This window comes from Vibrio sp. 2134-1 (genome assembly GCF_033339495.1).
In genome coordinates this window covers 111,011-136,568 of record NZ_JAWOUS010000004.1, presented here as the reverse complement: position 1 = coordinate 136,568, position 25,558 = coordinate 111,011, and the positions used below count along the sequence as shown (strand labels likewise).

Here is a 25,558-nt window from a genome sequence, read left to right as displayed (position 1 = left end):
CGAGCAATTGCAGCGGCAACTGCGGCTTTTTTCGGATCGTCGGTTTGCTCGGCAGGTGCGTCAGCTTCTTCCGCTTCGGTTGAGTCTGCTTGCTTCGCTTTGCGCGCTTTGGCTCGAGCAATTGCAGCGGCAACTGCGGCTTTTTTCGGATCGTCGGTTTGCTCGGCAGGTGCGTCAGCTTCTTCCGCTTCAGTTGAGTCTGCTTGCTTCGCTTTTCGTGCTTTGGCACGTGCAATCGCAGCAGCCACGGCGGCTTTTTTCGGATCGTCTGTTTGCTCAGTAGGTGCTTCAGCTTCTTCCGCTTCAGTTGAGTCTGCTTGCTTCGCTTTACGTGCTTTGGCACGTGCAATGGCAGCAGCAACCGCGGCTTTCTTCGGATCGCTGTCTTGCTGTGCAGACGTTTCCGATTCTACAGATTCAGTTGAATCTTCTTGTTGTGCTTTTTTCGCTTTAGCTCGGGCGATGGCGGCCGCAACTGCCGATTTTTTATCATCAGCGTTATTGTCTGGCGTTTCGCCTTGTTCTTTTTGCGCTTTACGTTCGCGAGCAAGACGTTTGCGTTCTTCGCGCAGTTTTGCCATTTCTGAGTTATCAGGTTCACTAGAGCCTGCTTTAGCTGCTGCAGCTTGTTTCGCCTTCGCTTTGGCAATGGCTGCCGCTACGGCGGGTTTTACTGCTGGCTCTGCTTTTTCTGTGGTTTCTGTCTTTTGAGCTTTCACTCGTGCGATCGCTGCTGCTATCGCATCATCGCTACCAGAAGACTTCATCTCTTTTCGGCGTTGATCGGCAGCTTTCTTGAAGCGATTTTCACGTTCTGCTTTTTCGCGTTCCATACGCGCTTTTTTCTCTTCAAAACGCAGTTTTGCTCGCTCTGCAGCTTCCGCTTCTTGTGTTCTAGTTCGAATTTCTGCTTTCGCTTGGCGGTAGTACTGTACGAGCGGAATTTCACTTGGACATACAAACGCACAAGCGCCGCACTCGATACAATCCTTTAAGTTTAATTCATCGAGTTTGTCATATTCTTCAGCTTTCGCATGCCATTGCAGTTGTTGAGGCAGCAGCGAAGCAGGGCACGCTTCGGCACATTGGCTACAGCGAATACATTCCATCTCATACTGGTGCGGAGAGATCTCACGACGAGTCGGAGCAAGGATACAGTTTGCTGTCTTGGTAATCGGCACTTGGGAGTGAGGAAGGGTAAAGCCCATCATTGGCCCACCCATAATTAAACGCTGTAACTTCTTATCTGCTTTATAGCCAAACTCATCCAACAGTGCTTGTACTGGTGTCCCTAACAATGCCCAAACGTTGCGTGGTTGTTTGAAGGTTTTACCAGTGAGAGTCACGATGCGCTTTATCATCGGCTCACCGTCGATGACTGCGCGTTTTATAGCGTAAAGAGAACCAACATTCTGAACCAAAATACCAATATCGGCTGGAATCGCGCCACTTGGTACTTCTTTATTGGTTAAAATTTTGATCAGCTGTTTTTCACCGCCAGAAGGGTATTTAGTTGGGATAACGCGAATAACGATATCTTTGTTTATAGCCGCAGCTTCTAGCGCTTTGATTGCTTCTGGTTTGTTGTCTTCAATGCCAATAATCGTGAGCTTTGGTGTCAGGATATGTTCGACAATTTCGATACCTTGAATAAGCTCTTCGGCATGTTCTTGCATGAGCTTGTCATCAGACGTGATGTATGGCTCGCACTCTGCTGCATTAACGATAAGAATCTCGGTACGAGCAAAACCTGATTGGATTTTTTTTGCAGTAGGGAAGCCTGCGCCACCCATACCAGAAATACCAGCGAGACGAATAATATCAATCAGTGCGTCAGGGGTTTCTTGTTGGTAATCTGCGACGGGGTTTCTTTCACACCATGCATCTTTCCCATCAGGCGTGATGACTGCGCACAACTCACTTAACCCAGAAGGGTGCGCGACAGTTCGTGGCTCAATCGCGGTGAGCGTACCTGATGTTGGAGCATGCACTGGAACCGTAAAGCCGGTCTCCGATTGCGTTAATGGCTGACCTTTTAATAAGTAGTCACCTTCGGCAACCAGTAGGTTACCCGCTTTACCAATGTGCTGTTTTAGCGGCAATACAATTTCTGACGGGATAGCCGCATGAGCGAGTTCAGTTTTGTTGGACTGCTTTTTATTTTCTGCCGGATGCACACCACCTGGGAAATCCCAAAGCGCGCCTGTACGAATTTGTTCAATCAAAGACAACATGTGAAACCTTACTTAATTGAATCTTTCACGTTCGCTGCATTGTCGGCAGCATCCGTAATGTTAAGTACCGGAATGGAGTGAAGTTGCCACTTCCAGCTTTCTGTGGTCGTTGCCACAGGAATCATTTCAATACAATCAGTCGGACATGGGGCAACACACAAGTCACAGCCCGTACATTCGTCTTTGATTACGGTATGGACCGCCTTTGTTCCGCCTACAATTGCATCCACCGGACACGCCTGAATACACTTAGTGCAGCCAATACACATGTCTTCATGAATAAACGCAACGGTTGGGATTTTGCTGTCGAGATCGTGCGCAGATTCTTCTGGCTCAACACCCATTAAGTCGGCGAGCTTTTCGATTGTTGCCTGACCACCAGGTGGACATTTGTTGATGTGGTCGCCATTTGCAATTGCTTCAGCATAAGGGCGGCAACCAGGGTAGCCACATTGACCGCATTGAGTTTGCGGTAAAATGGCGTCGATTTGATCCACAATAGGGTCCGCTTCAACTTTAAAGCGAATAGAAGCAAAACCAAGTATCGCGCCGAAAATCGCAGCCAGAACCGCTAACGCGATAATCGCAATTAAAATCGTACTCATCGCTTACTTCACCAAACCTGTAAAGCCCATAAAGGCGAGTGACATTAAACCTGCTGTAATCATTGCTATTGATGCACCTTTAAAAGGTACAGGAACGTCGGCGGCGGCTATGCGCTCTCGCATGGATGCGAAAAGTATCAACACCAATGAGAAACCAACAGCGGCGCCGAAGCCGTAGATGATCGATTCAATAAAGTTATGGTTTTCATTAATGTTAAGAAGTGCCACGCCCAATACTGCGCAGTTTGTTGTGATCAGCGGTAAGAAAATGCCAAGCAAGCGATAAAGCGTCGGGCTGGTTTTGTGCACAACCATTTCGGTGAACTGCACCACAACGGCTATCACCAAAATAAAACTCATGGTTCGAAGGTACTCAATACCCAGTGGACGAAGGATGTAGCTTTCCACTAAATACGCACACACTGACGCGAGCGTTAGCACAAAAGTTGTCGCTAAGCCCATACCTATTGCTGTTTCCAGTTTTTTGGACACACCCATAAAAGGACATAGGCCTAAAAACTTCACCAGTACAAAGTTGTTCACCAGCACAGTGCCGACCAACAACAAAACATATTCGGTCATAGTTATTACGTTCTTAAAATCCGATCTTGATATTATCGTGTTTTGTGACACCAATAACAACCAGTGAACGATGTGGTTTTACATACACGATGGAAAAATAGTCGTCTATTTGATCTATTTTGATGAATCAATAAGAAATTGAATCGTTTGCTGAATGTATTGTTAGCGAGAGGATACTACCTATTAATTTTCATCTAATGTGTGATTTTAAAAAAAGCCCGCCTCTCCCAGGTAGAAAAGAGAGGCGGGCAATGCATATTTACAAGCTAATTATTTAAACTTTCTGAGTGCTTGATGGACTGTGTTTATATCTTACTCGTGAAGGTACGAGTGATGACGTCTTGCTGTTGCTCTGTCGTTAGAGAGTTAAAACGTACCGCATAACCAGACACTCGAATCGTCAACTGAGGGTATTTCTCTGGATGTTCAACCGCATCCAATAACATCTCTCGGTCTAGAACGTTGACGTTAAGGTGTTGACCACCTTCAATCGCGATGCCCTCGTTGCTTGCTTCGTGATGGAAGTAACCATCCATTAGCGCAGCTAGGTTCTTCTTCTGACTCAAGTCATCTTTACCCAATGCGTTAGGCACAATTGAGAAAGTGTAAGAAATACCATCTTTCGCGTAAGCGAACGGTAATTTAGAAACCGATGCCAGAGACGCAACCGCCCCTTTTTCATCACGACCGTGCATTGGGTTTGCACCCGGTCCAAAAGGCATACCTGCGCGACGGCCATCTGGTGTATTACCCGTTTTTTTACCGTAAACCACGTTAGATGTGATTGTTAAAATCGATTGAGTTGGCACTGCTTCGCGGTAGGTGTGCATCTTCTGAATTTTCTTCATGAAGCGCTCAACCAGATCACAAGCGATGTCATCAACACGGGCATCATTGTTACCAAATTTTGGATAATCACCTTCGATTTCAAAATCAACGGCGATGCCATCTTCATCACGAACAGGTTTCACGGTCGCGTATTTAATTGCTGCCAAAGAGTCTGCGACAACAGACAGACCTGCAATACCACACGCCATCGTGCGGTGCACGTCGCGATCCATCAGTGCCATCAGTGACGCTTCGTAGCTGTAACGGTCATGTGAGTAATGGATGATGTTCAACGCTGTGACGTATTGCGTTGCTAGCCACTCCAACATATTGTCGAAACGAGGCATCAAAGCGTCAAAGTCGAGAATTTCATCTTGAACTTTGTCCACTACCGGACCCACTTGCGCTTTCGATTTTTCATCGATACCACCATTGATGGTGTAAAGCAGCGCTTTTGCAAGGTTGGCACGTGCACCAAAGAATTGCATGTGCTGACCAACAACCTGCGGGCTCACACAACAGGCAATCGCGTAGTCGTCATTGTCGAAATCAGGACGCATTAGATCGTCGTTTTCGTATTGAACCGAAGAGGTATCAATCGACACTTTTGCAGCATATTGTTTGAACGCTTCAGGTAATTGCTCTGACCAAAGAATCGTCATGTTTGGCTCAGGAGCAGGGCCCATAGTATGTAGTGTATTTAAGTACCGGAATGTCGTTTTAGATACTAGCGTACGGCCATCAACGCCCATACCAGCCATGGCTTCGGTTGCCCAGATTGGGTCGCCAGAGAACAATGAATCGTATTCTGGTGTGCGTAGGAAGCGAACCATGCGTAGCTTCATGATGAAGTGGTCAATCATTTCTTGCGCTTGTGATTCATCAATCAAACCGTTTGCTATATCGCGTTCTAGATAGACGTCTAGGAAAGTCGAAGTACGGCCCAGTGACATTGCTGCGCCGTTTTGCGATTTAACCGCCGCTAGGTAGCCAAAGTAGGTAAATTGGATCGCTTCTTGTGCTGTTTTTGCAGGTAGCGACATATCAATACCGTATTTCAGACCCATTTGACGAATGTCTTCAAGTGCTTGAACTTGATCGGCTATTTCTTCGCGAAGACGAAGTGTTTTCTCAAGATCGTTGCCTTGTTCTAAGAACGTTTGTGTTGAATTGTATTGTTCTTTTTTGTCTGCTTTTAAGAAGTCGATACCGTATAGGGCGAGACGGCGATAGTCACCAATAATACGACCACGGCCATAGGCATCAGGAAGACCCGTAATGATGCCGGATTTACGACACGCTAGGATTTCTTTGGTGTAAAGGTCGAAACACGCTTTGTTGTGAGTTTTACGGTATTCAGTGAAGATTTTTTCAACCGTTGGATCCAGCTCGCGGCCATAAACTTCGCAAGAGTTTTTGACCATGCGAATCCCGCCATTGGCGATGATTGCACGTTTTAGCGGTTGATCAGTTTGTAAGCCAACGATCTTTTCCAGATCTTTGTTGATGTAGCCTGCATCGTGGGAAGTGATTGTTGAGGGCAAGTCTGTGTCAAAATCAATAGGGGCGTGTGTGCGGCTTTCTTGTTTTATGCCTTCAAGCACTTGGTTCCATAATGCTGAAGTGGATTCGCTAACTTCAGCTAAGAAAGTCTCGTCTCCCTCATAGGGTGTATAGTTTTTTTGGATGAAGTCACGAGTGTTGACAGAGTTTTGCCATTCACCAGCAGTAAATCCAGCCCATGCATCTAGCATGTCAGTTGTCGGAATAGTCATAAGTAAATCCCTAAGTTATTGATAATTAGAATGGAGGCGACGAGTAGGACGGAACCATTCTTAACCCTTTTAATCGTATGGATTTATTTATTATGAGTAAAATGAATGCTTTTCATTTTTTTAATGATTAAATTGCATTAATAATAGATTCAACTATTTACGATTGTGTTTTGCTAGAAAAGAGACAGAATTAAATGTGTGGTGCTGTGAGAACACTATCTATGACAATGTTATGAGTTCTGTAATTTGAACTTATTTCGGTGTGATTTTATGGCGCCTAGATTGGCTTAGATTTCATGGCGATTAAGATACAAAAAAAGCCGTGTCTTGCGACACGGCTTTTCTATAATCTGGCTCCTCCTGCTGGGCTCGAACCAGCGACCTGCGGATTAACAGTCCGTCGCTCTACCAACTGAGCTAAGGAGGAATTGCTTTGCTTGAAAGCGGGACGGATCTTACCGAGCACTCAAACTACTGTCAACAGTAAAAAAATACATTTTTAGCAAAAAATATTGAGTTAAGGGCTTTACTTTTCTGTATGGCTTGCCAGTAAAGGCTCGAGGTTAGTTATCCACTAAATTTGTGGATAAGTGTGTTGATGAGATCTGGGTAAAGAAAATTTATATGCAACTAAGTTTTTATTTGGTGAATTTTTAGTCGGAGTTATGCGTAAAATAAGCAAATAAAACAGAGATTTATCGATCTTAATCAAAAGGTATTCAAAGTGGATAAAAATCAATCTTTTGGGGATAAGAAAGTTTTAAGCTAATTTTTGGGGAAAAGTTGTGGAAACTATAATGTGAAGAATGTGTGTAGCTCTTCAACTAGGGCGAAGTACTATATCAGAGTCACTTTTATATGGCTATAGCATTCTAGACAAACAAGAAAATTTATTAACAATGATGGTTAAATTCTCGATAGACGTAGATTTCATTAACTAAGGTGTATATATATACAGCCAAAGCGCAGTAAAATTGAGGAAGGGTATGAGTAAAGTCTATGAATTGGTCTCCGATTATCAGCCGTCGGGCGATCAACCAGGAGCGATCAATCAGTTGCTTGAGGGGCTCGATGCTGGGCTAGCACATCAAACATTGTTGGGGGTCACAGGCTCAGGTAAAACCTTCACACTAGCGAATGTGATTGCTCAAGCCCAACGACCTGCAATATTACTTGCGCCAAACAAAACGCTTGCTGCTCAGTTATATGGTGAGATGAAGTCATTCTTTCCTAATAATGCGGTTGAGTATTTTGTTTCTTACTATGATTACTACCAACCTGAAGCATACGTTCCCACAACAGATACTTTCATTGAAAAGGACGCTTCGGTTAACGCCCACATTGAGCAAATGCGACTGTCTGCCACTAAAGCTTTATTGGAACGGAAAGACGCTATTATCGTTGCTTCGGTTTCAGCGATCTATGGTTTGGGTGATCCGGAATCCTACTTACAAATGATGCTTCATTTGCGACGTGGAGATGTGATTGATCAGCGTGATATGCTTCGTCGCCTAGCGGAGCTCCAATACTCACGCAATGATGTTGCTTTTGAGCGAGGGCAGTTCCGTGTCCGTGGCGAGGTGATTGATATATTCCCTGCTGAATCAGACCAAGACGCTGTGCGCGTTGAGATGTTTGACGATGAGGTGGATTGCATCAGTGTGTTCGATCCATTGACAGGCGTGGTGAAACAACGAGACTTGCCGCGCTATACCATCTATCCCAAGACGCACTATGTGACGCCAAGAGATCGCATTCTTGAAGCGATTGAAAATATTAAAGTCGAACTAGAAGTGCGCAAAAAGCAGCTTCTAGATAACAACAAGCTACTGGAAGAGCAGCGAATTAGCCAGCGCACTCAATTCGATATCGAAATGATGAATGAGTTGGGCTTTTGCTCCGGTATCGAAAACTATTCTCGTTATCTCAGTGGACGCTCGGAAGGTGAGCCGCCACCAACCCTGTTTGACTACTTACCTCATGATGGCTTGTTGATCATCGATGAATCTCACGTGACAGTACCGCAGATAGGTGCCATGTATAAAGGTGACCGTTCGCGTAAAGAAACGCTGGTGGAGTTTGGTTTCCGTTTACCTTCAGCTTTGGATAATCGTCCACTGAAGTTTGAGGAGTTTGAAGCACTAGCGCCACAGACGATTTTCGTCTCTGCTACTCCTGGAAATTACGAACTAGAAAAATCGGCGGGTGATGTGGCGGATCAAGTCGTTCGCCCTACAGGCTTGCTTGACCCTGAGTTGGAGGTTCGCCCAGTAGCGACCCAAGTCGACGACCTATTGTCTGAGATCCGTATTCGCGCTGCTAAAGATGAGCGAGTTCTGGTTACAACACTGACCAAACGAATGGCTGAAGATCTCACCGAATACCTTCACGAACATGATGTTAAGGTACGTTATTTACACTCAGACATTGATACTGTTGAGCGTGTGGAAATTATCCGTGACCTTCGCCTTGGAGAATTTGACGTGCTGGTGGGAATCAACTTATTGAGAGAGGGCCTGGATATGCCAGAGGTCTCGTTAGTTGCAATTTTGGATGCGGATAAAGAGGGCTTCTTGCGGTCTGAACGCTCACTCATTCAGACCATTGGTCGTGCTGCACGAAACATCGAAGGTAAGGCGATTTTATACGCTGACCGAATCACCAACTCAATGAAAAAGGCGATGGATGAAACTAACCGTCGTCGCGAGAAGCAGGAAGCGTACAACGAAGAAATGGGTATTTCGCCACAAGCGCTCAAACGAAATATCAAAGACATCATGGAACTTGGCGATATCACTAAGTCTAAACGCCAGCGTAACACTAAACAGGTACCATTATCGAAAGTGGCGGAGCCTTCGCAAACTTACGAGGCACTGTCCCCTCAGCAGCTAGAAAAAGAAATCAGTCGACTGGAGGCAGCTATGTATCAGCATGCGCAAGATTTAGAATTTGAGTTAGCGGCACAAAAGCGTGACGAGATTGAAAAACTACGAGCGCAGTTCATCGCAAATAGTTGAACAAACTTACCGATTTAGCTATCCAAGCATTTTAGGTCGCTTGTAAAAAAAAGAAGCCAATAGGCAGTCGGGTCTATTGGCTTGTTTTGTGAACATATCGTTCACTAACAACGTCAGTTGGCTAGGTGACCCGAGGGGTCACTATCGTTACAGCATGGTTTGTGCCACTTTTTAAATAATTGATATTATTTTTGAATTTTTTCCTTTGCCCATAATTTAGCTAATGTTATTTGCAAAATGCAAAGCGTAATGCGATTATTGTTTAAAACACAACAAAATAATAGCTAGGTTATGCAACAAAAACCCGAAGGCCCAAAGTCTCGTTACCTTTTAATGGTCGAGGACACCGCATCTGTTGCGGCTCTGTACCGCTCATACCTGACACCGCTTGGCATAGATATCAATATTGTCGGCACAGGTAGGGATGCCATTGAGAGCCTAAATCATCGAATTCCAGATCTTATTTTACTCGATCTCCGTCTGCCAGATATGACGGGGATGGACGTTTTACATGCCGTTAAAAAGAGTCATCCCGACGTACCTATAATTTTTATGACCGCTCACGGTTCTATCGATACCGCTGTCGAGGCCATGCGTCATGGCTCACAAGACTTTCTAATTAAACCGTGTGAAGCAGACCGTTTACGTGTCACGGTTAACAATGCAATTCGTAAAGCGACCAAGCTAAAAAATGAAGCCGATAATCCAGGTAATCAGAGCTATCAGGGGTTTATCGGCAGTAGCCAAACCATGCAGCAGGTTTACCGTACGATAGATTCAGCGGCGAGCAGTAAAGCGAGTATTTTTATCACAGGTGAAAGTGGTACTGGTAAAGAGGTATGTGCCGAGGCTATTCACGCAGCAAGTAAACGTGGTGACAAACCTTTTATTGCAATTAACTGTGCTGCAATTCCAAAAGATTTGATTGAGAGTGAACTGTTTGGTCACGTAAAAGGGGCCTTTACTGGCGCTGCGAATGATCGTCAAGGGGCTGCTGAGTTAGCGGATGGCGGCACACTTTTTCTAGATGAGCTTTGTGAGATGGACTTGGATTTACAAACCAAGTTGCTACGATTTATTCAAACGGGCACATTCCAAAAAGTGGGTTCCTCAAAAATGAAGAGCGTGGATGTGCGCTTTGTGTGTGCCACTAACCGTGATCCCTGGAAAGAGGTACAAGAAGGTCGATTCCGTGAAGATTTGTACTATCGTTTGTATGTCATTCCTTTGCATTTACCGCCTTTACGCGAACGAGGCGAAGATGTTATTGAAATTGCATACTCACTGTTAGGTTACATGTCACACGAAGAAGGAAAAAGCTTCATACGTTTTGCGCCTGATGTCATCGAGCGATTCAACAGCTATGAGTGGCCGGGTAACGTTCGTCAGTTACAAAACGTGCTACGCAATATCGTTGTTCTAAACAACGGTAAAGAGATTACGTTGGACATGTTACCGCCACCGTTGAATCAACCGCTTGACCGTCCGTCGTCTGTGGCTAAATTAATTGAGCCGAAAGCGATGACCGCATCTGAGATTATGCCATTATGGATGACGGAAAAAATGGCAATCGAGCAAGCGATTGAAGCATGTGATGGCAATATTCCTCGAGCGGCGGGATACCTTGATGTCAGTCCGTCGACGATTTACCGCAAGTTACAGGCATGGAACGGCAAGGAAGAGCGGCAAAAAGTATGAGTGTAAATGTATTAAATCAGCAAAAAATAGATGAACTGTCGATGGAAATTGGCAGTGACAACGTACCTGTACTGTTCGATATCTTCCTAGGAGAAATGGATACCTATATCGAGAACTTATCCCAACTGCAGGGGGCAGAGCGATTAGCTTACTCAAAAGAAATCAGCCACGCGTTGAAAAGTAGTGCTGCGAGCTTTGGGGCAGATCGCCTTTGTGAACTGGCGATGTCTATAGACAAAAAAGCGAAAGCCGGTGAGTTGACTGCGGAGTCTGAGGAGTTAGAGGTTATGTTCGATCTTTTGCACGAAACTCGAGATGCTTATCGCTCTTGGCGACAGTAACTATTTATTCCTATTAACCATTTTTTCTTAGTAAACATCTGTTCTTACTGGATGCCTGAACTAAAACCCTTCGATGACAGAAGGGTTTTCATTATCAATAAACACCTTAAAAGAGGGCGCTAGCCAGGTAACGTGCTCTTAAATAGAAAGTTGTAGCTGATTTTCAATCGCTAGTTTGAGCTTGTTTCTATCGTGACGCCAGTCTCGGTTAGAGGAGGCGAGTGACTCCGTCACTACATTCCATTGACTTAAGACGTCTTGCTCGGTTTTCTCTGCTAGAACCACGTCTATTTTTCTTCCTTGACAGGCACGTTCACACCATTCTAATTTTTGAGCCATCGTCATTCGTCCCGCTGGGCCGTATTCTGGACTCAGGTTAGCAACAAAAATGACTTTTGCTTTTGTGTTTGCTGCAATCGCTTTGCCGAGTTCAGGCAGCAATAAAGGAGGCATGATACTAGTTAAAAAACTGCCAGGGCCAAGAATAATCGCGTCCGCTTCCGCCAAAGCTGTGATGGCTTCTTTGGTAGCAGGCACTTCTGGTGAAAGATCCAAACGTCGCAAGTCTGCTTTCATTTCGTCGACATTTGTTTCTCCCGTAACCCACTTCCCATCTACGGATAACGCGGAAAGATCCGAAGGGTGTTCGGACATAGGAAGGATGTTAACATCGACTTTTAACATATTGCGAATCAGATTAATGGCATCTAAAGGTCTGACCGATAAGTTATCGAGTGCAGTAAGCATCAAATTACCAAGATTATGACCATCAAGTTCGCCAGTGCCTTTGAAGCGATATTCAAACATCATAGAACTGATCGAAGGCTCTGTAATGAGCTGATTAATACAGTTACGTGTGTCTCCCCAAGCGATTCCTCCTTGGCAGTGACGAATTCTTCCTGTTGAACCACCATTGTCAGTCGTGGCAACAATCCCAGTTGCATTGCTGCCAAAATCTCGTAATGCGGCCAGCATTCGACCTAAGCCATGACCACCGCCAACAGCGACCACTTTTTTATCTGTGTAGATATTCATTATGTTCTTCTAATAATCTAATAAAAAACGGCTACAATTTATCTTAAGGAGTGTCTTAAAGGTACTCACTTAGCGGTAAATTGTGTCTCTAGAGAGTTTTTTATCACTCAAGTCTGGATTCCATTACAAATATTAAGTATTTTACACCGCAAAGCTATCAGAGATTTCATATCTCTGGTTGCCATAACTCCGAGCTCACTATTGCTAAGTCCTTGGATAAGCGTTTTGAGCCAGTGGCATACTGTCACAAGGGCATGATTGGAAATGGCCATGCCTCCCGTGTTTGGAAAGGTGTTCCGTGGCGCAACAATTCGAAGACAAATTTCATCGTAAGTTTTATTACTTGCGTCTGTCTGTGACCGACGTATGTAATTTCAAATGTACCTATTGCCTTCCTGATGGCTATAAGCCTTCGGGCAATAAAAACTCGTCTTTTTTATCTCTCCCTGAAATCAAACGGGTCGTAAAAGCATTCGCTGATTGTGGCACGTCAAAAGTGCGCATCACTGGTGGTGAGCCTAGCTTACGCAAAGATTTTACCGACATTATCCATTCAGTAGCGGCGACGCCTGGCATTCAAAAAGTTGCAACGACAACCAATGGCTACCGCATGGCAAAACAAGTCGCAGAATGGCGTGAAGCGGGTTTAACCCACATTAATGTCAGTGTGGATAGCCTTGACCCGCGTATGTTTCATCAAATCACAGGTGAAAATAAGTTTACTGAAGTCATGAATGGTATCGAACGTGCGTTCGAGGTCGGTTATGAGCAAGTAAAAGTTAATGTGGTGTTGATGAAAGATCTGAACCATCACGAGCTGCCAGCGTTTCTTAACTGGATAAAAGATCGTCCAATCCAACTGCGTTTCATTGAGTTGATGCAAACGGGTGAGATGGATGAGCTATTTAATAAGCACCATGTATCCGGAGTGGCAATTCGTAACCAGCTAATTGCAAATGGTTGGTTGCTGAAAGTGCGCTCGCATAATGATGGTCCTGCGCAAGTATTTGTTCATCCTGATTACAAGGGTGAAATAGGTCTTATCATGCCTTATGAAAAAGACTTTTGTGAAAGCTGCAACCGACTGCGCGTTTCTGCGATGGGTAAGCTGCACCTATGTCTGTTTGGAGACCACGGTGTAGAATTGCGTGATCTTTTGGAACGTGATGAGCAAGAGAGTGAGCTTATTGAACGTATCCAGGCGCAGTTACAAACCAAGTCGGTAAGCCATTTCTTGCATGATGGCAATACTGGTATGACGCCACACCTCGCGTCTATCGGCGGCTAACTTCATTCAATTTTTAGAGCGAGTTCACTGATAAGCTGGCTCTAACTTTTTCCGAATCGATACCAAGCGTATCAAAGCTAATTAAGAGAATAGGTGAACAAATGGGTCACGCTGAAAGCAAATTCCAACCTGCAAATATTGCCGTTCTAACGGTATCTGACACTCGTACTGAAGAAAACGATACCTCTGGTCGTTACCTAGCTGAGCATGCTCAAGAAGCGGGTCACAACGTAGTAGACAAGCAAATTGTTATTGATGACATGTACAAGATCCGCGCGATTGTTTCTCAATGGATTGCTGATGAAAGCGTACAAGCGATCATGATTACTGGCGGTACAGGTTTCACCTCACGTGATAGCACGCCAGAAGCACTTAAGCCTCTATTTGATAAAGAAGTTGAAGGTTTTGGTGAGTTGTTCCGTATGGTGTCGTACGAAGAGATCGGTACGTCTACGATTCAGTCTCGTGCGATTGCTGGTTTTGCTAACCACACCGTGATCTTCGCAATGCCAGGTTCAACTGGTGCGTGCCGCACAGGCTGGACAAAAATTATTAAACAGCAGTTGGATGCAAGTCATCGCCCTTGTAACTTCATGCCACACCTATCTGTATAACCTTTCCTAAAAGCGAAGGAAAAACAATGACCCAATTTACACATATCAATGCTTCTGGCGAAGCAAACATGGTTGACGTGTCAGCAAAAACGGAGACGGTTCGTGAAGCTCGTGCTGAAGCATTTGTTCACATGGCCCCAGAAACACTTCAACTGATTGTCTCTGGCCAGCACCACAAAGGTGATGTATTTGCGACGGCTCGTATTGCTGGTATTCAAGCTGCGAAGAAAACCTGGGATTTGATTCCACTTTGTCATCCGCTACTACTCTCTAAAGTTGAAGTTCAACTGGAAGCTATCGAAGCAGAAAACAAAGTTCGCATCGAATCAGTATGTAAACTTGCGGGTAAAACTGGTGTGGAAATGGAAGCGCTCACGGCAGCTTCCGTTGCTGCTCTAACGATTTACGATATGTGTAAAGCAGTACAAAAAGACATGGTCATTGGTCAAGTTCGTCTACTAGAGAAAACGGGTGGTAAATCTGGTCACTTTAAGGTGGAATCATGATTAAAGTACTTTTCTTTGCTCAAACTCGAGAGCTGATTGGCATCGACAGTGTCGAGTTAGACGGGCCGTTTGAAACGGTGGAATCCATTCGTGCACATCTAGTGGAAGAAGGCACTAAGAAAGATGGCAAGTGGGATTTAGCGCTCGAGCCAGGAAAGCTACTTGCTGCAGTGAACCAATCCATCGTCCCTCTGGATACACAAGTAAAAGCAGGTGACGAAGTTGCGTTTTTCCCGCCGGTAACTGGGGGTTAAGATGGATTCTCGTGTATCTGTACAAATTGAAGACTTTTCGGTTGAGCAAGAATATCAACGTCTATCTGAAGGGACGGCTGCCGGCGCTGTCGTTACATTCGTTGGTAAAGTTCGAGATATGAACCTTGGGGATAATGTCATTGGTTTACATCTAGAGCACTATCCGGGGATGACAGAGAAGAGCTTGAGCGACATTTGCGATCAAGCAGAGTCTCGCTGGCCACTATTAGGTGTACGCGTGATTCATCGTGTCGGAGACATGGATAGCGGTGATCAAATTGTATTTGTGGGCGTTTCCAGTGCGCACCGCGGCGCGGCATTTGATGCGTGCGAGTTCATCATGGATTATCTGAAAACCCAAGCACCATTTTGGAAAAAAGAGCGTACGACGAATGAAGATCGTTGGATTGAGTCGCGCGACACCGATCATCAAGCTGCACAGCGTTGGGAAAAATAGAACTAACCCGCATTCTAGTGAAAAAAGCTAAGTGCTAATGGTACTTAGCTTTTTTTGTATTTATCTTCATTGTATTGCTCACTTTGTTTCAATATTTCCTATCTTTTGTCTGGTGATATTCTTCACAATAAAAGTTTTTTGCCCAATATATAAACAATTATTTGTTAGACTTGATTTGTCATAAATGTTAAATGATGTGTAAATATCTAGCATAAGATGCTAGTAAATGGTTTAAACTCAGATTAATCGAAAGTTTCGCCTGTTAAATGTCGCTTCTGGTCTTTATTTGGCTGGTGAATGCTTTGGGGTTAGAGTTTACTGCTAGATATGTGTGGTTTAGTCAGCATTATTGGTTTTTTTGCTACATTTTTATGGCAAATTACTTCAATGATTGCTAATGTGTGCCGCAGTCTTTGTAAGGTTTTAGACTTTTGTGCTCAGAAAGTGCACTAAAAAAATCTAAAACTCTGACCGTTCCAGGCCCTTACAAAGAAGTCATGGATGCTAACGAAAAAATTTGGAGTTTTACGCATGTATAAGAATAAAATCACGCGCGCTTTATTTATTGGTGCTGGTCTTTCTCTCGCTCTAGCTGGTTGTGGTGAAAAGCCTGCGGAGAAACAAGCTGCTGAGCCTGCTCCGGCTCCAGCCCCTGAAGCTAAATCTGATTCTAAAGAGCCAAAACTTGCTGCTGTTCAAGAATTGGTGCGTGGTAACGGTACAGAAGTTGCGACAATAGACCCTCATAAATCTCAAGGTGTTCCAGAATCCCACGTGATTCGCGATCTTCTTGAAGGCCTTGTAAACCAAGATGCGGACGGTAACACTATCCCTGGTGTTGCAGAATCTTGGGAAACTGAAGACAACAAAACATACACTTTCCACTTACGTGAAGACGCAAAATGGTCAAACGGTGATCCTGTCACTGCAGGTGATTTCGTTTACAGCTTCCAACGTGCAGTCGATCCAGCAACCGCCTCTCCATATGCTTGGTACATGGAATACACCAAGATGAAGAACGCAAAAGACATTGTTGCGGGTAAAAAAGATAAGAGCGAGTTAGGTGTTAAAGCGGTTGACGATCACACGTTAGTGGTTGAGTTAGATACTGCAGTACCATATTTTGTAATGATGATGGGCCACACGACAGTGAAACCTGTTCATCAAGCAACTGTTGAAAAGTTCGGCGATCAATGGACGAAGCCAGAGAACTTTGTAGGTAACGGTGCTTATGTTGTTGACAACTGGGTTGTAAACGAGCGTTTGGTTCTAAAACGTAACGAACAGTACTGGGACAACGAAAACACGACGCTTGACCAAGTTACTTTCCTACCAATCGAGAACCAAGTAGCGGAAATGAACCGCTTCCTAGCGGGTGAAATCGACTTCACGAACGAGCTGCCTACAGAGCACTTCAAGCGTCTGAAGAAAGAGCACCCACAAGAAGTGTCTGTAACCGGTAACTTATGTACTTACTACTACATCTTCAATACGAAGAAAAAGCCGTTTGATGATGTTCGTGTGCGTAAAGCGATTTCTTATGCGATTGACCGTAACATTGTGACCGATGCGATTTTAGGTCAAGGTCAAAAGCCAGCTTACTTCCTAACACCTGAAATTACGGCAGGTTTCAACCCAGAAATTCCTGCATACGGCAAAATGACGCAAGAAGAGCGTAACGCAGAAGCTGCGCGTCTATTGGAAGAAGCGGGTTACGGCGTAGACAACCCTCTTGAATTTAACCTTCTATACAATACATCAGAGAACCACAAGAAACTTGCGGTTGCACTGGGTTCAATGTGGAAGAAGACACTTGGTCTAGACGTTACGCTAGAAAACCAAGAGTGGAAAACTTACCTATCTACCAAAGATTCTGGCAACTTTGAGGTTGCTCGTGCAGGTTGGTGTGGCGACTACAACGAAGCTTCATCTTTCCTAACGCTGATGATGAGTAATAACACTACTGGTGGTATTCACTACGACAGCAAAGAGTACGATGCGATCATGAACAAAGCATTTGCTTCAACTTCTGACGAAGAGCGCCAAGCACTTTACCTAGAAGCAGAGAAGTTGATGGCAAAAGATATGCCAATCGCACCTATCTACCAGTACGTGAAATCACGTCTACTATCACCGAAAGTTGGTGGCTTCCCAGTAAATAACGCGGAAGACAAGATTTACTCTAAAGATCTCTACATCACAGAGTAATTCGTAACTCGATAGAACTATAAAAATGAGGCCCTACATGTGAGAAATTGCATGTAGCGCCTATCTTTAGTCCAAAAGAATTGGACGACTTCTTTAATTTAACTGTCACAGACTGAAAGAGTGAGTTTATGCTTAAATTCATCGCAAAAAGGATATTTGAGGCGATCCCAACAATGTTGGTTTTGATCACCGTATCTTTCTTTCTTATGCGCTTTGCACCGGGAAACCCTTTCTCGACAGAGCGTCCATTGCCACCCGAAGTAATGGCAAATATCGAAGCTAAATATGGCTTGGATAAACCTGTATTTGAACAATACACCACGTATTTGACCAATGTTATCCAAGGTGATTTCGGACCGTCATTTAAATACCTTGATTACTCAGTAAACGAGCTGATCGCGGTTGCCTTACCTGTTTCGGCTAAAGTGGGCTTCATCGCCTTTATCTTTACTTTGATAATGGGGGTTACCGTCGGTACCATTGCTGCGCTCAAGCAAAATACTTGGATTGATTACACCATTATGTCGACTGCGATGCTTGGTGTCGTAATGCCATCCTTTGTATTGGCGCCTGCGCTTATCTACATATTCTCGCTTCACTGGAATATCTTCCCTGCGGGCGGTTGGCAAGATGGTAGCTGGCAGTATTTAGTGCTTCCTGTTATTGGTATGTCGCTACTGTATGTTGCTACCTTTGCTCGTATCACGCGTGGTTCGATGATCGAAACCCTAAACAGTAACTTTATTCGTACGGCACGTGCTAAAGGTCTAAGTTACCGTTACATCATTATCAAACACGCTCTGAAGCCGGCACTTCTCCCTGTTGTTTCTTACATGGGGCCAGCTTTCGTAGGTATCATCACCGGCTCCGTTGTTATCGAAACCATTTTTGGTCTGCCTGGTATTGGTAAACTATTCGTTAACGCTGCATTTAACCGTGACTACTCGCTAGTAATGGGGGTAACCATTCTGATTGGTTTCCTATTCATTCTATTCAACGCGATTGTAGATATTTTACTTGCAATGATTGACCCGAAAATTCGCTACTAACAGGGACGTTTGGTTATGTTAACGAAAAAAGAAAACCTAGAAGCGATTGAGAAATTCTCCGAAAACTTGGAGATTGAAGGTCGCAGTCTTTGGCAAGATGCTCGTATCCGTTTCATGCGCAACAAAGCGGCGATGGTGAGCTTATTCCTTCTTGTTCTAATGACGTTGGCGGTTATTATCCTGCCAATGATCGCACCGTACACATTTGATGATACTGACTGGTACGCGATGCACGTTGCACCGAATGCTGACCATTGGTTTGGTACTGACAGCTTAGGCCGTGATTTATACGTGCGTACGCTAATTGGAGGTCGTATTTCGTTGATGGTAGGTGTTATGGGTGCATTTGTAGCGGTACTGATTGGTACGCTCTACGGCGCAGCATCTGGTTTCATCGGCGGTAAAGTTGACCGCGTAATGATGCGTATTCTAGAAATTTTATACGCGGTACCGTTTATGTTCCTGGTGATTGTACTGGTAACATTCTTCGGTCGTAACATCATGCTGATCTTCGTTGCGATTGGTGCTATCGCATGGCTAGATATGGCGCGTATCGTACGTGGTCAGACTCTTAGTCTACGTAGCAAGGAGTTTATCGAAGCGGCACATGTGTGTGGTGTAAGCAACTGGAAAATCATTACTCGTCATATCGTACCGAACGTACTGGGTATTGTAGCGGTATACTCTACGCTGCTTATCCCGAGTATGATTCTAACGGAATCATTCCTATCATTCCTTGGTCTTGGTGTTCAGGAACCAATGACAAGTTGGGGCGCTCTTCTACAAGAAGGTGCACAGACAATGGAAGTAGCAATCTGGCAGCTGGCATTCCCAGCAGTGTTCATGGTTGTGACGCTATTCTGCTTCAACTACGTTGGTGACGGCCTGCGCGATGCGCTGGATCCAAAAGACAGATAATTAAAAGATAAGATTAAGGAAGCAATGATGAGCTTATTAGATGTCAAAGATCTGCGCGTCGAATTCACCACGCAAGATGGTATCGTAACCGCAGTAAACGATTTGAACTTCTCTCTCAACAAAGGCGAAACCTTAGGTATCGTTGGAGAGTCGGGATCAGGTAAATCTCAAACCGTATTCGCAATCATGGGCCTTTTGGCTAAGAACGGTATTATTTCTGGTAGCGCAAAGTTTGAAGGCAAAGAAATCCTAAACTTACCAGAAAAAGAACTGAACAAAGTGCGTGCGGAACAGATCGCAATGATCTTCCAAGACCCAATGACATCACTGAACCCTTACATGAAAGTGAGTGATCAGTTGATGGAAGTGCTTATGCTGCACAAAGGCATGGGCAAAGCGGAAGCATTTGAAGAATCAGTACGCATGCTGGAAGCGGTAAAAATCCCTGAAGCGCGTAAGCGTATCACGATGTACCCGCATGAGTTTTCAGGCGGTATGCGTCAGCGTGTAATGATCGCGATGGCGTTGTTATGTCGTCCTAAACTGCTTATTGCCGATGAGCCAACAACAGCACTTGATGTGACGGTACAAGCACAGATCATGGACTTGTTGAATGAGCTGAAATCTGAGTTCAACACAGCGATCATCATGATCACGCACGACCTTGGTGTGGTTGCAGGTTCGTGTGACAAGGTGCTGGTGATGTATGCAGGCCGTACCATGGAGTACGGCAACGTAAACGAAATTTTCTACAATCCAAGCCATCCTTATGCGGAGGGTCTGCTGAAGGCGATTCCTCGCCTCGATACTGAGGGTGAAATTCTGCCGACCATTCCTGGTAATCCACCAAACTTGCTTCGTCTACCGCCGGGCTGCCCTTATCAAGAGCGCTGTCACCGTGTGATGGATCGTTGTAAGCGCGAGGCGCCAATTCTGACACCATTTGGTGATGGTCGTCAGCGTGCATGTTTTTCTGAATGGGAGGCTTGGAACAAATGAACGCAGTAGACAAAAAACTAATTCTGGACATTTCTGAGCTGAAAGTTCACTTCAGCATTGCCTCAAAGTCGGCATGGCCGTGGTCAAAGCCTTCGAGCCTGAAAGCGGTAGATGGCGTGAACGTTCGACTATACGAAGGGGAAACGCTTGGTGTAGTAGGTGAATCAGGTTGTGGTAAATCGACGTTTGCTCGTGCCATCATTGGTCTGGTTGAAGCTACTGACGGCCAAGTAGTTTGGTTGGGTCAAGACCTTACTAAAATGAAAAGCGTTCAGCGCCGTGAGACGCGTAAAGAAATTCAGATGATTTTCCAAGACCCATTGGCATCGCTGAATCCGCGTATGACTGTTGGTGATATTATTGCTGAACCTCTTGAGACATTCTATCCAGAACTGTCTAAGCAGGAAGTGAAAGATCGCGTTAAAGAGATGATGGCGAAAGTTGGCCTATTACCTAACGTGATTAACCGTTACCCACACGAGTTCTCGGGTGGTCAGTGTCAGCGTATCGGGATAGCGCGTGCGCTTATCCTTAAGCCTAAGATGATCATTTGTGACGAGCCAGTATCGGCGCTTGATGTATCTATTCAAGCTCAGGTTGTTAACCTGCTTAAAGAGATTCAAAAAGAGTTAGGGCTTTCTCTGGTATTCATTGCGCATGACTTGTCTGTCGTTAAACACATTTCAGATCGCGTTTTAGTTATGTATTTAGGTAATGCCGTGGAACTTGGCGAGGCCGAGGCTCTGTTTGCTGATCCTAAGCACCCATATACGCGTGCGCTGATGTCTGCGGTTCCGATCCCGGACCCGGATATTGAGCGCAATAAGAAAATCCAAATGCTAGAGGGTGATCTTCCTTCACCTATCAACCCACCGTCGGGTTGTGTATTCCGCACTCGTTGCCCACAAGCAACCGAAGAGTGTGCGAAGACAAAGCCAACCATTTTAGGTAATGACGTTCACGCGGTATCTTGTTTACACGTTAGTGTATAAATTCAGCCTGTGACGGGCTTAAGCGCGACACCTTCATCGGGTCGCGCTTTTTTTATGTGTCTGATTTATACATTCGAATTTCTTGAACATGATGTCCTAAGTTCGATGATTCTCTGTTTGATAGGAAACGCTAATATAGACACAAACAGAACGAGAGGAGAGCAATCATGGGTAAGTTGGTTGAAGGTGTTTGGCAAGATGTCTGGTATGACACAAAATCAAATGGTGGCAAATTTGTGCGCGAAGATGCCGGATTCCGTAACTGGGTTAAAAACGACCCTGATGCGGAGTTTACACCAGAGTCCGGTCGATACCATTTGTATGTCTCTCTTGCTTGTCCGTGGGCACATCGAACCCTCATTTTCCGCAAGCTGAAAGGTTTAGAACCACATATTGATGTCACGGTCGTTTGCCCTGATATGCTCAGCCAAGGTTGGCAAATGGGGCTTCCTGAGCCATTGTTTGGTCACACGCGCATGTATCAAATTTACACGCAGGCCAAACCCGATTACACGGGCCGCGTAACCGTGCCTGTACTTTGGGATAAAAAGACCAATACTATTGTGTCAAACGAGTCGTCAGAGATCATTCGCATGTTCAATTCGGAATTCAATGCGTTAACAGGGAATCACGACGACTATTATCCAGATCATCTAAAACACGTTATTGATGAGTGGAACGATTTTGTTTATCCAAATGTCAACAACGGAGTGTATCGTTGTGGCTTCGCGACTACACAAGAGGCGTATGAAGAAGCGTTTGATTCTTTGTTTAATGCGTTAGATAAAATCGATGCTCACTTAGCGACGCATCGTTACTTAGCAGGGAACACAATTACTGAGGCTGATTGGCGTTTGTTTACGACTCTTATTCGTTTTGATGCGGTGTATGTGGGGCATTTCAAGTGTAACAAGCAGCGCATCGCAGACTACGAAAATATACAAGGCTACTTAAAAGAGTTATATCAAGTCGAAGGCGTCGAAGAAACGACGGATTTCTATCACATTAAACGCCACTACTACTTCAGCCACACTGGGATTAATCCGACGCAAGTTGTACCAAAAGGGCCTGATTTAGACCTAAATACTCCTCATGGAAGAGAAAGGATTGGCTAGTTTGCTGCTTCCATTGCAAATGAAAAAGTACTTAACGGTTAGCAATGCCGTTAAGTACTTTTGTGTCATCTAAATACCGGGAGTAGGAAGTTTACTTTTTCATTCATCGCCACCTTACTTAGCGCGTACGATGTCCATCACTAGCTTTCCGTCCACTTTTACAGGACCGTCCTCTTTAGCGCCGAGCGTATACTCAAACACACCAGTCTTCATGCCACCTTTCTCTCCGTGGACCATTAACATCAGCATATCGCCTGATTCTACTGGTTCCATCAAAATTGCATTTACGTTTTCATTCTTTCCCATTTTTAACGGAGCGTAGCCGATAACAGGACCAGGCTTCATTGATTCGTCTGTTCGGTGGACAACCATCCACCCATTGTCATCAGCATGAGCCATTTCAGCGGTCACCGTTCCTCCGGACATATCTTGATCGACGCCTTTAATACTCGAGGCGGAAAAGCTGAATGAAGAAAAACTAATCAGAAACGCAGCTAAACCAAACTTAATCAGTGATGTATTGATGAAATCCTTCATATATATTCCTTAGCAGTCAATGAGTTTGTGCATTGCAGTAGCTTTTACGTATTTCCTAGCAAAAAAGTTTAGCTAAAACGTAAATAATGCCGATAAATTGAACAGGGGCCGTGCTGCCTTGGAGCCAATGTATTTTGGGGAATGGGTCAATCGGTGTAAGAACAAGCGCGAGCATTGTCGATTAGGTGTGGTGGGGCGATAGGGAGAAAAGCTTTGCGCACCAGTAATTATAGGTTGTGCAGTGATTGGTATAAAAAACAAATAAGTGTTCTGGCCAGCAATAGAAAAAGCCCTCGACGAATCGAGGGCTTTGTATCTATATCTAACTAGATGTCAGAAGCGATTATTTAGCTTCTTGGTCTGCTTGGATAGCTGTTAGAGCGATGGTGTACACGATGTCGTCTACTAGCGCTCCACGAGACAAGTCGTTTACAGGCTTACGCATACCTTGCAGCATTGGACCGATAGATACTAGGTCAGCTGAACGTTGTACCGCTTTGTAAGTTGTGTTACCCGTATTTAGGTCTGGGAATACAAATACTGTCGCTTTACCTGCAACTGGAGAGTTTGGTGCTTTAGAAGCAGCAACGTTTTCCATAATAGCAGCGTCGTACTGTAGAGGACCGTCAATGATAAGATCAGGACGTTTCTCTTGAGCCAGTTTTGTAGCTTCACGTACTTTATCAACGTCTGCACCCTTACCAGATTCACCAGTAGAGTAAGAGATCATTGCAACGCGTGGTTCGATACCGAATGCTGCTGCAGAGTCAGCAGATTGGATAGCGATTTCAGCAAGCTGTTCAGCAGTTGGATCTGGGTTGATTGCACAGTCACCGTAAACCAGTACCTGATCAGGCAGAAGCATGAAGAATACTGAAGATACGATAGACGCATTTGGTGCCGTCTTGATGATTTGGAACGGAGGAACGATAGTGTTCGCCGTAGTGTGAACAGCACCAGAAACTAGGCCGTCAACTTCGTTGTTCTCAAGCATCATTGTGCCTAGGAATACTGAATCTTGTAGCTTCTCACGAGCCACAACTTCAGTCATGCCTTTCGCACCGCGCAACTCAACTAGGCGAGCAACGTAGTTTTCACGAACAGCATCTGCATCGATGATGGTTACACCAGTACCTAGCTCAACGCCTTGTTGAGCTGCTACGCGACGGATTTCATCTGGGTTACCTAGAAGTACACAGTCTGCAATGCCGCGTTCAGCACAGATTGCCGCTGCTTTAACTGTGCGTGGTTCGTCACCTTCTGGAAGAACGATACGCTTACCTGCTTTACGAGCAAGTTCAGTTAGCTGGTAACGGAACGCTGGTGGGCTTAGACGACGAGACTTCTGAGTGCCTTCAGTCATAGACTCGATCCAGTTACCGTCGATGTGGCCAGCAACGTGTTCGTTGATGAACTCGATACGCTCTTTATCGTCTGCAGGTACTTCGATGCTGAAGCTCTGTAGGTTTAGAGACGTTTGCCAAGTGTTACCTTGTGCTTTGAAGATAGGTAGACCAGTGTCGAATGCTGGTTTACATAGGCCTTCGATTTCGCTAGGGATATCGTAACCGCCAGTTAGCAGTACAGCACCAATATCCACACCGTTCATTGCAGCAAGAGAAGCAGCAACGATAACATCAGGACGGTCTGCAGAAGTAACAAGTAGAGAGCCCGGTTTGAAGTGCTCAATCATGTTTGGCAGAGAACGTGCACAGAAAGTGATGCTCTTGATGCGACGAGTGTTGATGTCACCTTCGTTGATGATATCTGCGTTCAGGTGTTTAGCCATGTCGATTGCACGAGTCGCAATCAGATCAATGCTCCATGGCACACAACCTAGTACACGAATTGGAGAAGTGTTGAAAATCTCCATCACTTTCAATTCGTTTTGTTTCGCGCTGTCTGCATCGTCAAAGATTTCAGATAGGTCAGGGCGAGTACGGCCAGCTTCGTCAACAGGAGCGTTTAGCTTGTTGATGATAACACCAGAGATGTTTTTGTTTTTAGTGCCGCCGAAGTTAGAACATGCTACTTCGATACGCTCTTTCAGTTGCGCAGGGTTATCAGTACCTGGAGTCGCAACTAGCACGATTTCTGCACCAAGTGTTGCCGCGATTTCCGCGTTTACTTGGTTTGCAAATGGGTGCTTACGAGTAGGTACAAGACCTTCGATTAGCGTAACGTCTGCGTCTTTGTTGATTTGGTTGTAACGTTCAACAACGGTTTCTAGCAGCTCGTCCATGTTGTCGTTACCGATTAGGCTTTCAGCAACAGACATCGCCATTGGTTCACCGATCTTCATATCGCTGTTACGACCAACGATAGTTGAAGTCAGATCTGGCTGATCACCACCTGAACGTGGCTGACAGATTGGCTTGTAGAAAGAAACTTTAACGCCTTTACGCTCCATAGCGCGGAGAACACCCATGCTAACGCTTGTTAGGCCAACGCCTGCGCTAGTAGGGATAAGCATAATAGTACGAGACATTCGTAGAGTACCTTTAGC

At 45.0% G+C, this 25,558-nt stretch carries 21 protein-coding genes, 1 tRNA gene and 1 riboswitch; of the genes, 14 read left to right on the top strand and 8 right to left on the bottom strand.

Annotated elements, in window-relative coordinates:
* From rsxC to R7R78_RS07150, 5 genes are all read right to left on the bottom strand, one after another.
* Positions 1–2,234, bottom strand: a 2,234-nt coding sequence (gene rsxC, locus R7R78_RS07170) for an electron transport complex subunit RsxC (protein ID WP_225473370.1), incomplete at its 3' end; no start/stop codon positions are given.
* A gap of 8 nt (positions 2,235–2,242) precedes the next feature.
* Positions 2,243–2,839, bottom strand: a complete 597-nt coding sequence (gene rsxB / locus R7R78_RS07165) for an electron transport complex subunit RsxB (RefSeq protein WP_005380760.1) — start codon at positions 2,837–2,839, stop codon at positions 2,243–2,245.
* Positions 2,840–2,842: 3 nt separating this feature from the next.
* Positions 2,843–3,421: an electron transport complex subunit RsxA gene (gene rsxA / locus R7R78_RS07160; protein ID WP_005380762.1), complete on the bottom strand. Its 579-nt coding sequence runs from the start codon at positions 3,419–3,421 to the stop codon at positions 2,843–2,845.
* A gap of 305 nt (positions 3,422–3,726) precedes the next feature.
* Entirely contained in the window at positions 3,727–6,024 is a 2,298-nt protein-coding gene (pflB, locus tag R7R78_RS07155; protein ID WP_225473368.1) for a formate C-acetyltransferase, read from the bottom strand.
* 351 nt (positions 6,025–6,375) lie between these two features.
* Positions 6,376–6,451, bottom strand: a tRNA-Asn gene (locus R7R78_RS07150).
* A gap of 559 nt (positions 6,452–7,010) precedes the next feature.
* Here R7R78_RS07150 and uvrB point away from each other — a divergent pair.
* The 3 genes from uvrB (at position 7,011) to luxU (ending at position 11,080) form a co-directional block, all read left to right on the top strand.
* Positions 7,011–9,041, top strand: a complete 2,031-nt coding sequence (uvrB, locus tag R7R78_RS07145) for an excinuclease ABC subunit UvrB (RefSeq protein WP_017636056.1) — start codon at positions 7,011–7,013, stop codon at positions 9,039–9,041.
* A 291-nt stretch (positions 9,042–9,332) separates the two neighbouring features.
* Positions 9,333–10,739, top strand: coding sequence for a quorum-sensing sigma-54 dependent transcriptional regulator LuxO (luxO, locus tag R7R78_RS07140; RefSeq protein ID WP_005380768.1), 1,407 nt, complete (start codon positions 9,333–9,335; stop codon positions 10,737–10,739).
* On the top strand, positions 10,736–11,080 hold the full coding sequence (luxU, locus tag R7R78_RS07135) for a quorum-sensing phosphorelay protein LuxU (protein ID WP_054576229.1): 345 nt from the start codon (positions 10,736–10,738) through the stop codon (positions 11,078–11,080). Before luxO ends, luxU begins: the two co-directional genes overlap by 4 nt.
* A 138-nt stretch (positions 11,081–11,218) precedes the next feature.
* On the opposite strand, the gene R7R78_RS07130 is transcribed toward luxU, so the two are convergent.
* Positions 11,219–12,115 carry a YvcK family protein gene (locus R7R78_RS07130; protein ID WP_005388931.1) on the bottom strand — a complete coding sequence of 299 codons (897 nt, stop codon included), beginning with the start codon at positions 12,113–12,115 and terminating at the stop codon, positions 11,219–11,221.
* A gap of 175 nt (positions 12,116–12,290) precedes the next feature.
* Positions 12,291–12,425: riboswitch (molybdenum cofactor riboswitch) on the top strand.
* On the opposite strand from R7R78_RS07130, the gene moaA reads away from it, so the two are divergent.
* From moaA to R7R78_RS07075, 11 genes are all read left to right on the top strand, one after another.
* Positions 12,414–13,403 (top strand): GTP 3',8-cyclase MoaA, encoded by a 990-nt coding sequence (gene moaA, locus R7R78_RS07125; RefSeq protein WP_171344338.1) that lies wholly within the window; start codon positions 12,414–12,416, stop codon positions 13,401–13,403. (Overlaps the previous riboswitch by 12 nt.)
* Positions 13,404–13,504: 101 nt before the next feature.
* Positions 13,505–14,017 carry a molybdenum cofactor biosynthesis protein B gene (gene moaB, locus R7R78_RS07120; RefSeq protein WP_005388935.1) on the top strand — a complete coding sequence of 171 codons (513 nt, stop codon included), beginning with the start codon at positions 13,505–13,507 and terminating at the stop codon, positions 14,015–14,017.
* A gap of 26 nt (positions 14,018–14,043) precedes the next feature.
* Positions 14,044–14,523 carry a cyclic pyranopterin monophosphate synthase MoaC gene (gene moaC, locus R7R78_RS07115; protein WP_005380779.1) on the top strand — a complete coding sequence of 160 codons (480 nt, stop codon included), beginning with the start codon at positions 14,044–14,046 and terminating at the stop codon, positions 14,521–14,523.
* Positions 14,520–14,777: a molybdopterin synthase sulfur carrier subunit gene (moaD, locus tag R7R78_RS07110; protein WP_005388938.1), complete on the top strand. Its 258-nt coding sequence runs from the start codon at positions 14,520–14,522 to the stop codon at positions 14,775–14,777. The genes moaC and moaD overlap by 4 nt, the downstream gene beginning before the upstream one ends.
* Position 14,778: 1 nt before the next feature.
* Entirely contained in the window at positions 14,779–15,234 is a 456-nt protein-coding gene (moaE, locus tag R7R78_RS07105; RefSeq protein WP_005380781.1) for a molybdopterin synthase catalytic subunit MoaE, read from the top strand.
* 531 nt (positions 15,235–15,765) lie between these two features.
* Positions 15,766–17,442, top strand: a complete 1,677-nt coding sequence (locus R7R78_RS07100) for an ABC transporter substrate-binding protein (protein WP_213895503.1) — start codon at positions 15,766–15,768, stop codon at positions 17,440–17,442.
* 128 nt (positions 17,443–17,570) lie between these two features.
* Positions 17,571–18,491: an oligopeptide ABC transporter permease OppB gene (oppB, locus tag R7R78_RS07095; protein ID WP_005380786.1), complete on the top strand. Its 921-nt coding sequence runs from the start codon at positions 17,571–17,573 to the stop codon at positions 18,489–18,491.
* A 15-nt stretch (positions 18,492–18,506) separates the two neighbouring features.
* Positions 18,507–19,409, top strand: a complete 903-nt coding sequence (oppC, locus tag R7R78_RS07090; RefSeq protein ID WP_017633861.1) for an oligopeptide ABC transporter permease OppC — start codon at positions 18,507–18,509, stop codon at positions 19,407–19,409.
* Positions 19,410–19,436: 27 nt separating this feature from the next.
* Positions 19,437–20,408, top strand: a complete 972-nt coding sequence (locus tag R7R78_RS07085) for an ABC transporter ATP-binding protein (protein ID WP_225473395.1) — start codon at positions 19,437–19,439, stop codon at positions 20,406–20,408.
* Entirely contained in the window at positions 20,387–21,400 is a 1,014-nt protein-coding gene (gene oppF, locus R7R78_RS07080; RefSeq protein WP_005387265.1) for a murein tripeptide/oligopeptide ABC transporter ATP binding protein OppF, read from the top strand. Before R7R78_RS07085 ends, oppF begins: the two co-directional genes overlap by 22 nt.
* Before the next feature lie 167 nt (positions 21,401–21,567).
* Positions 21,568–22,515, top strand: coding sequence for a glutathione S-transferase family protein (locus R7R78_RS07075; protein ID WP_005387267.1), 948 nt, complete (start codon positions 21,568–21,570; stop codon positions 22,513–22,515).
* Between the two features lie 114 nt (positions 22,516–22,629).
* On the opposite strand, the gene R7R78_RS07070 is transcribed toward R7R78_RS07075, so the two are convergent.
* The gene (locus R7R78_RS07070; protein ID WP_005387269.1) at positions 22,630–23,052 is read right to left on the bottom strand and encodes a hypothetical protein; all 423 of its coding nucleotides are present in this window, start codon (positions 23,050–23,052) and stop codon (positions 22,630–22,632) included.
* A 343-nt stretch (positions 23,053–23,395) separates the two neighbouring features.
* On the bottom strand, positions 23,396–25,540 hold the full coding sequence (pta, locus tag R7R78_RS07065) for a phosphate acetyltransferase (RefSeq protein ID WP_136976692.1): 2,145 nt from the start codon (positions 25,538–25,540) through the stop codon (positions 23,396–23,398).
* Between the last annotated feature and the right edge of the window lie 18 nt (positions 25,541–25,558).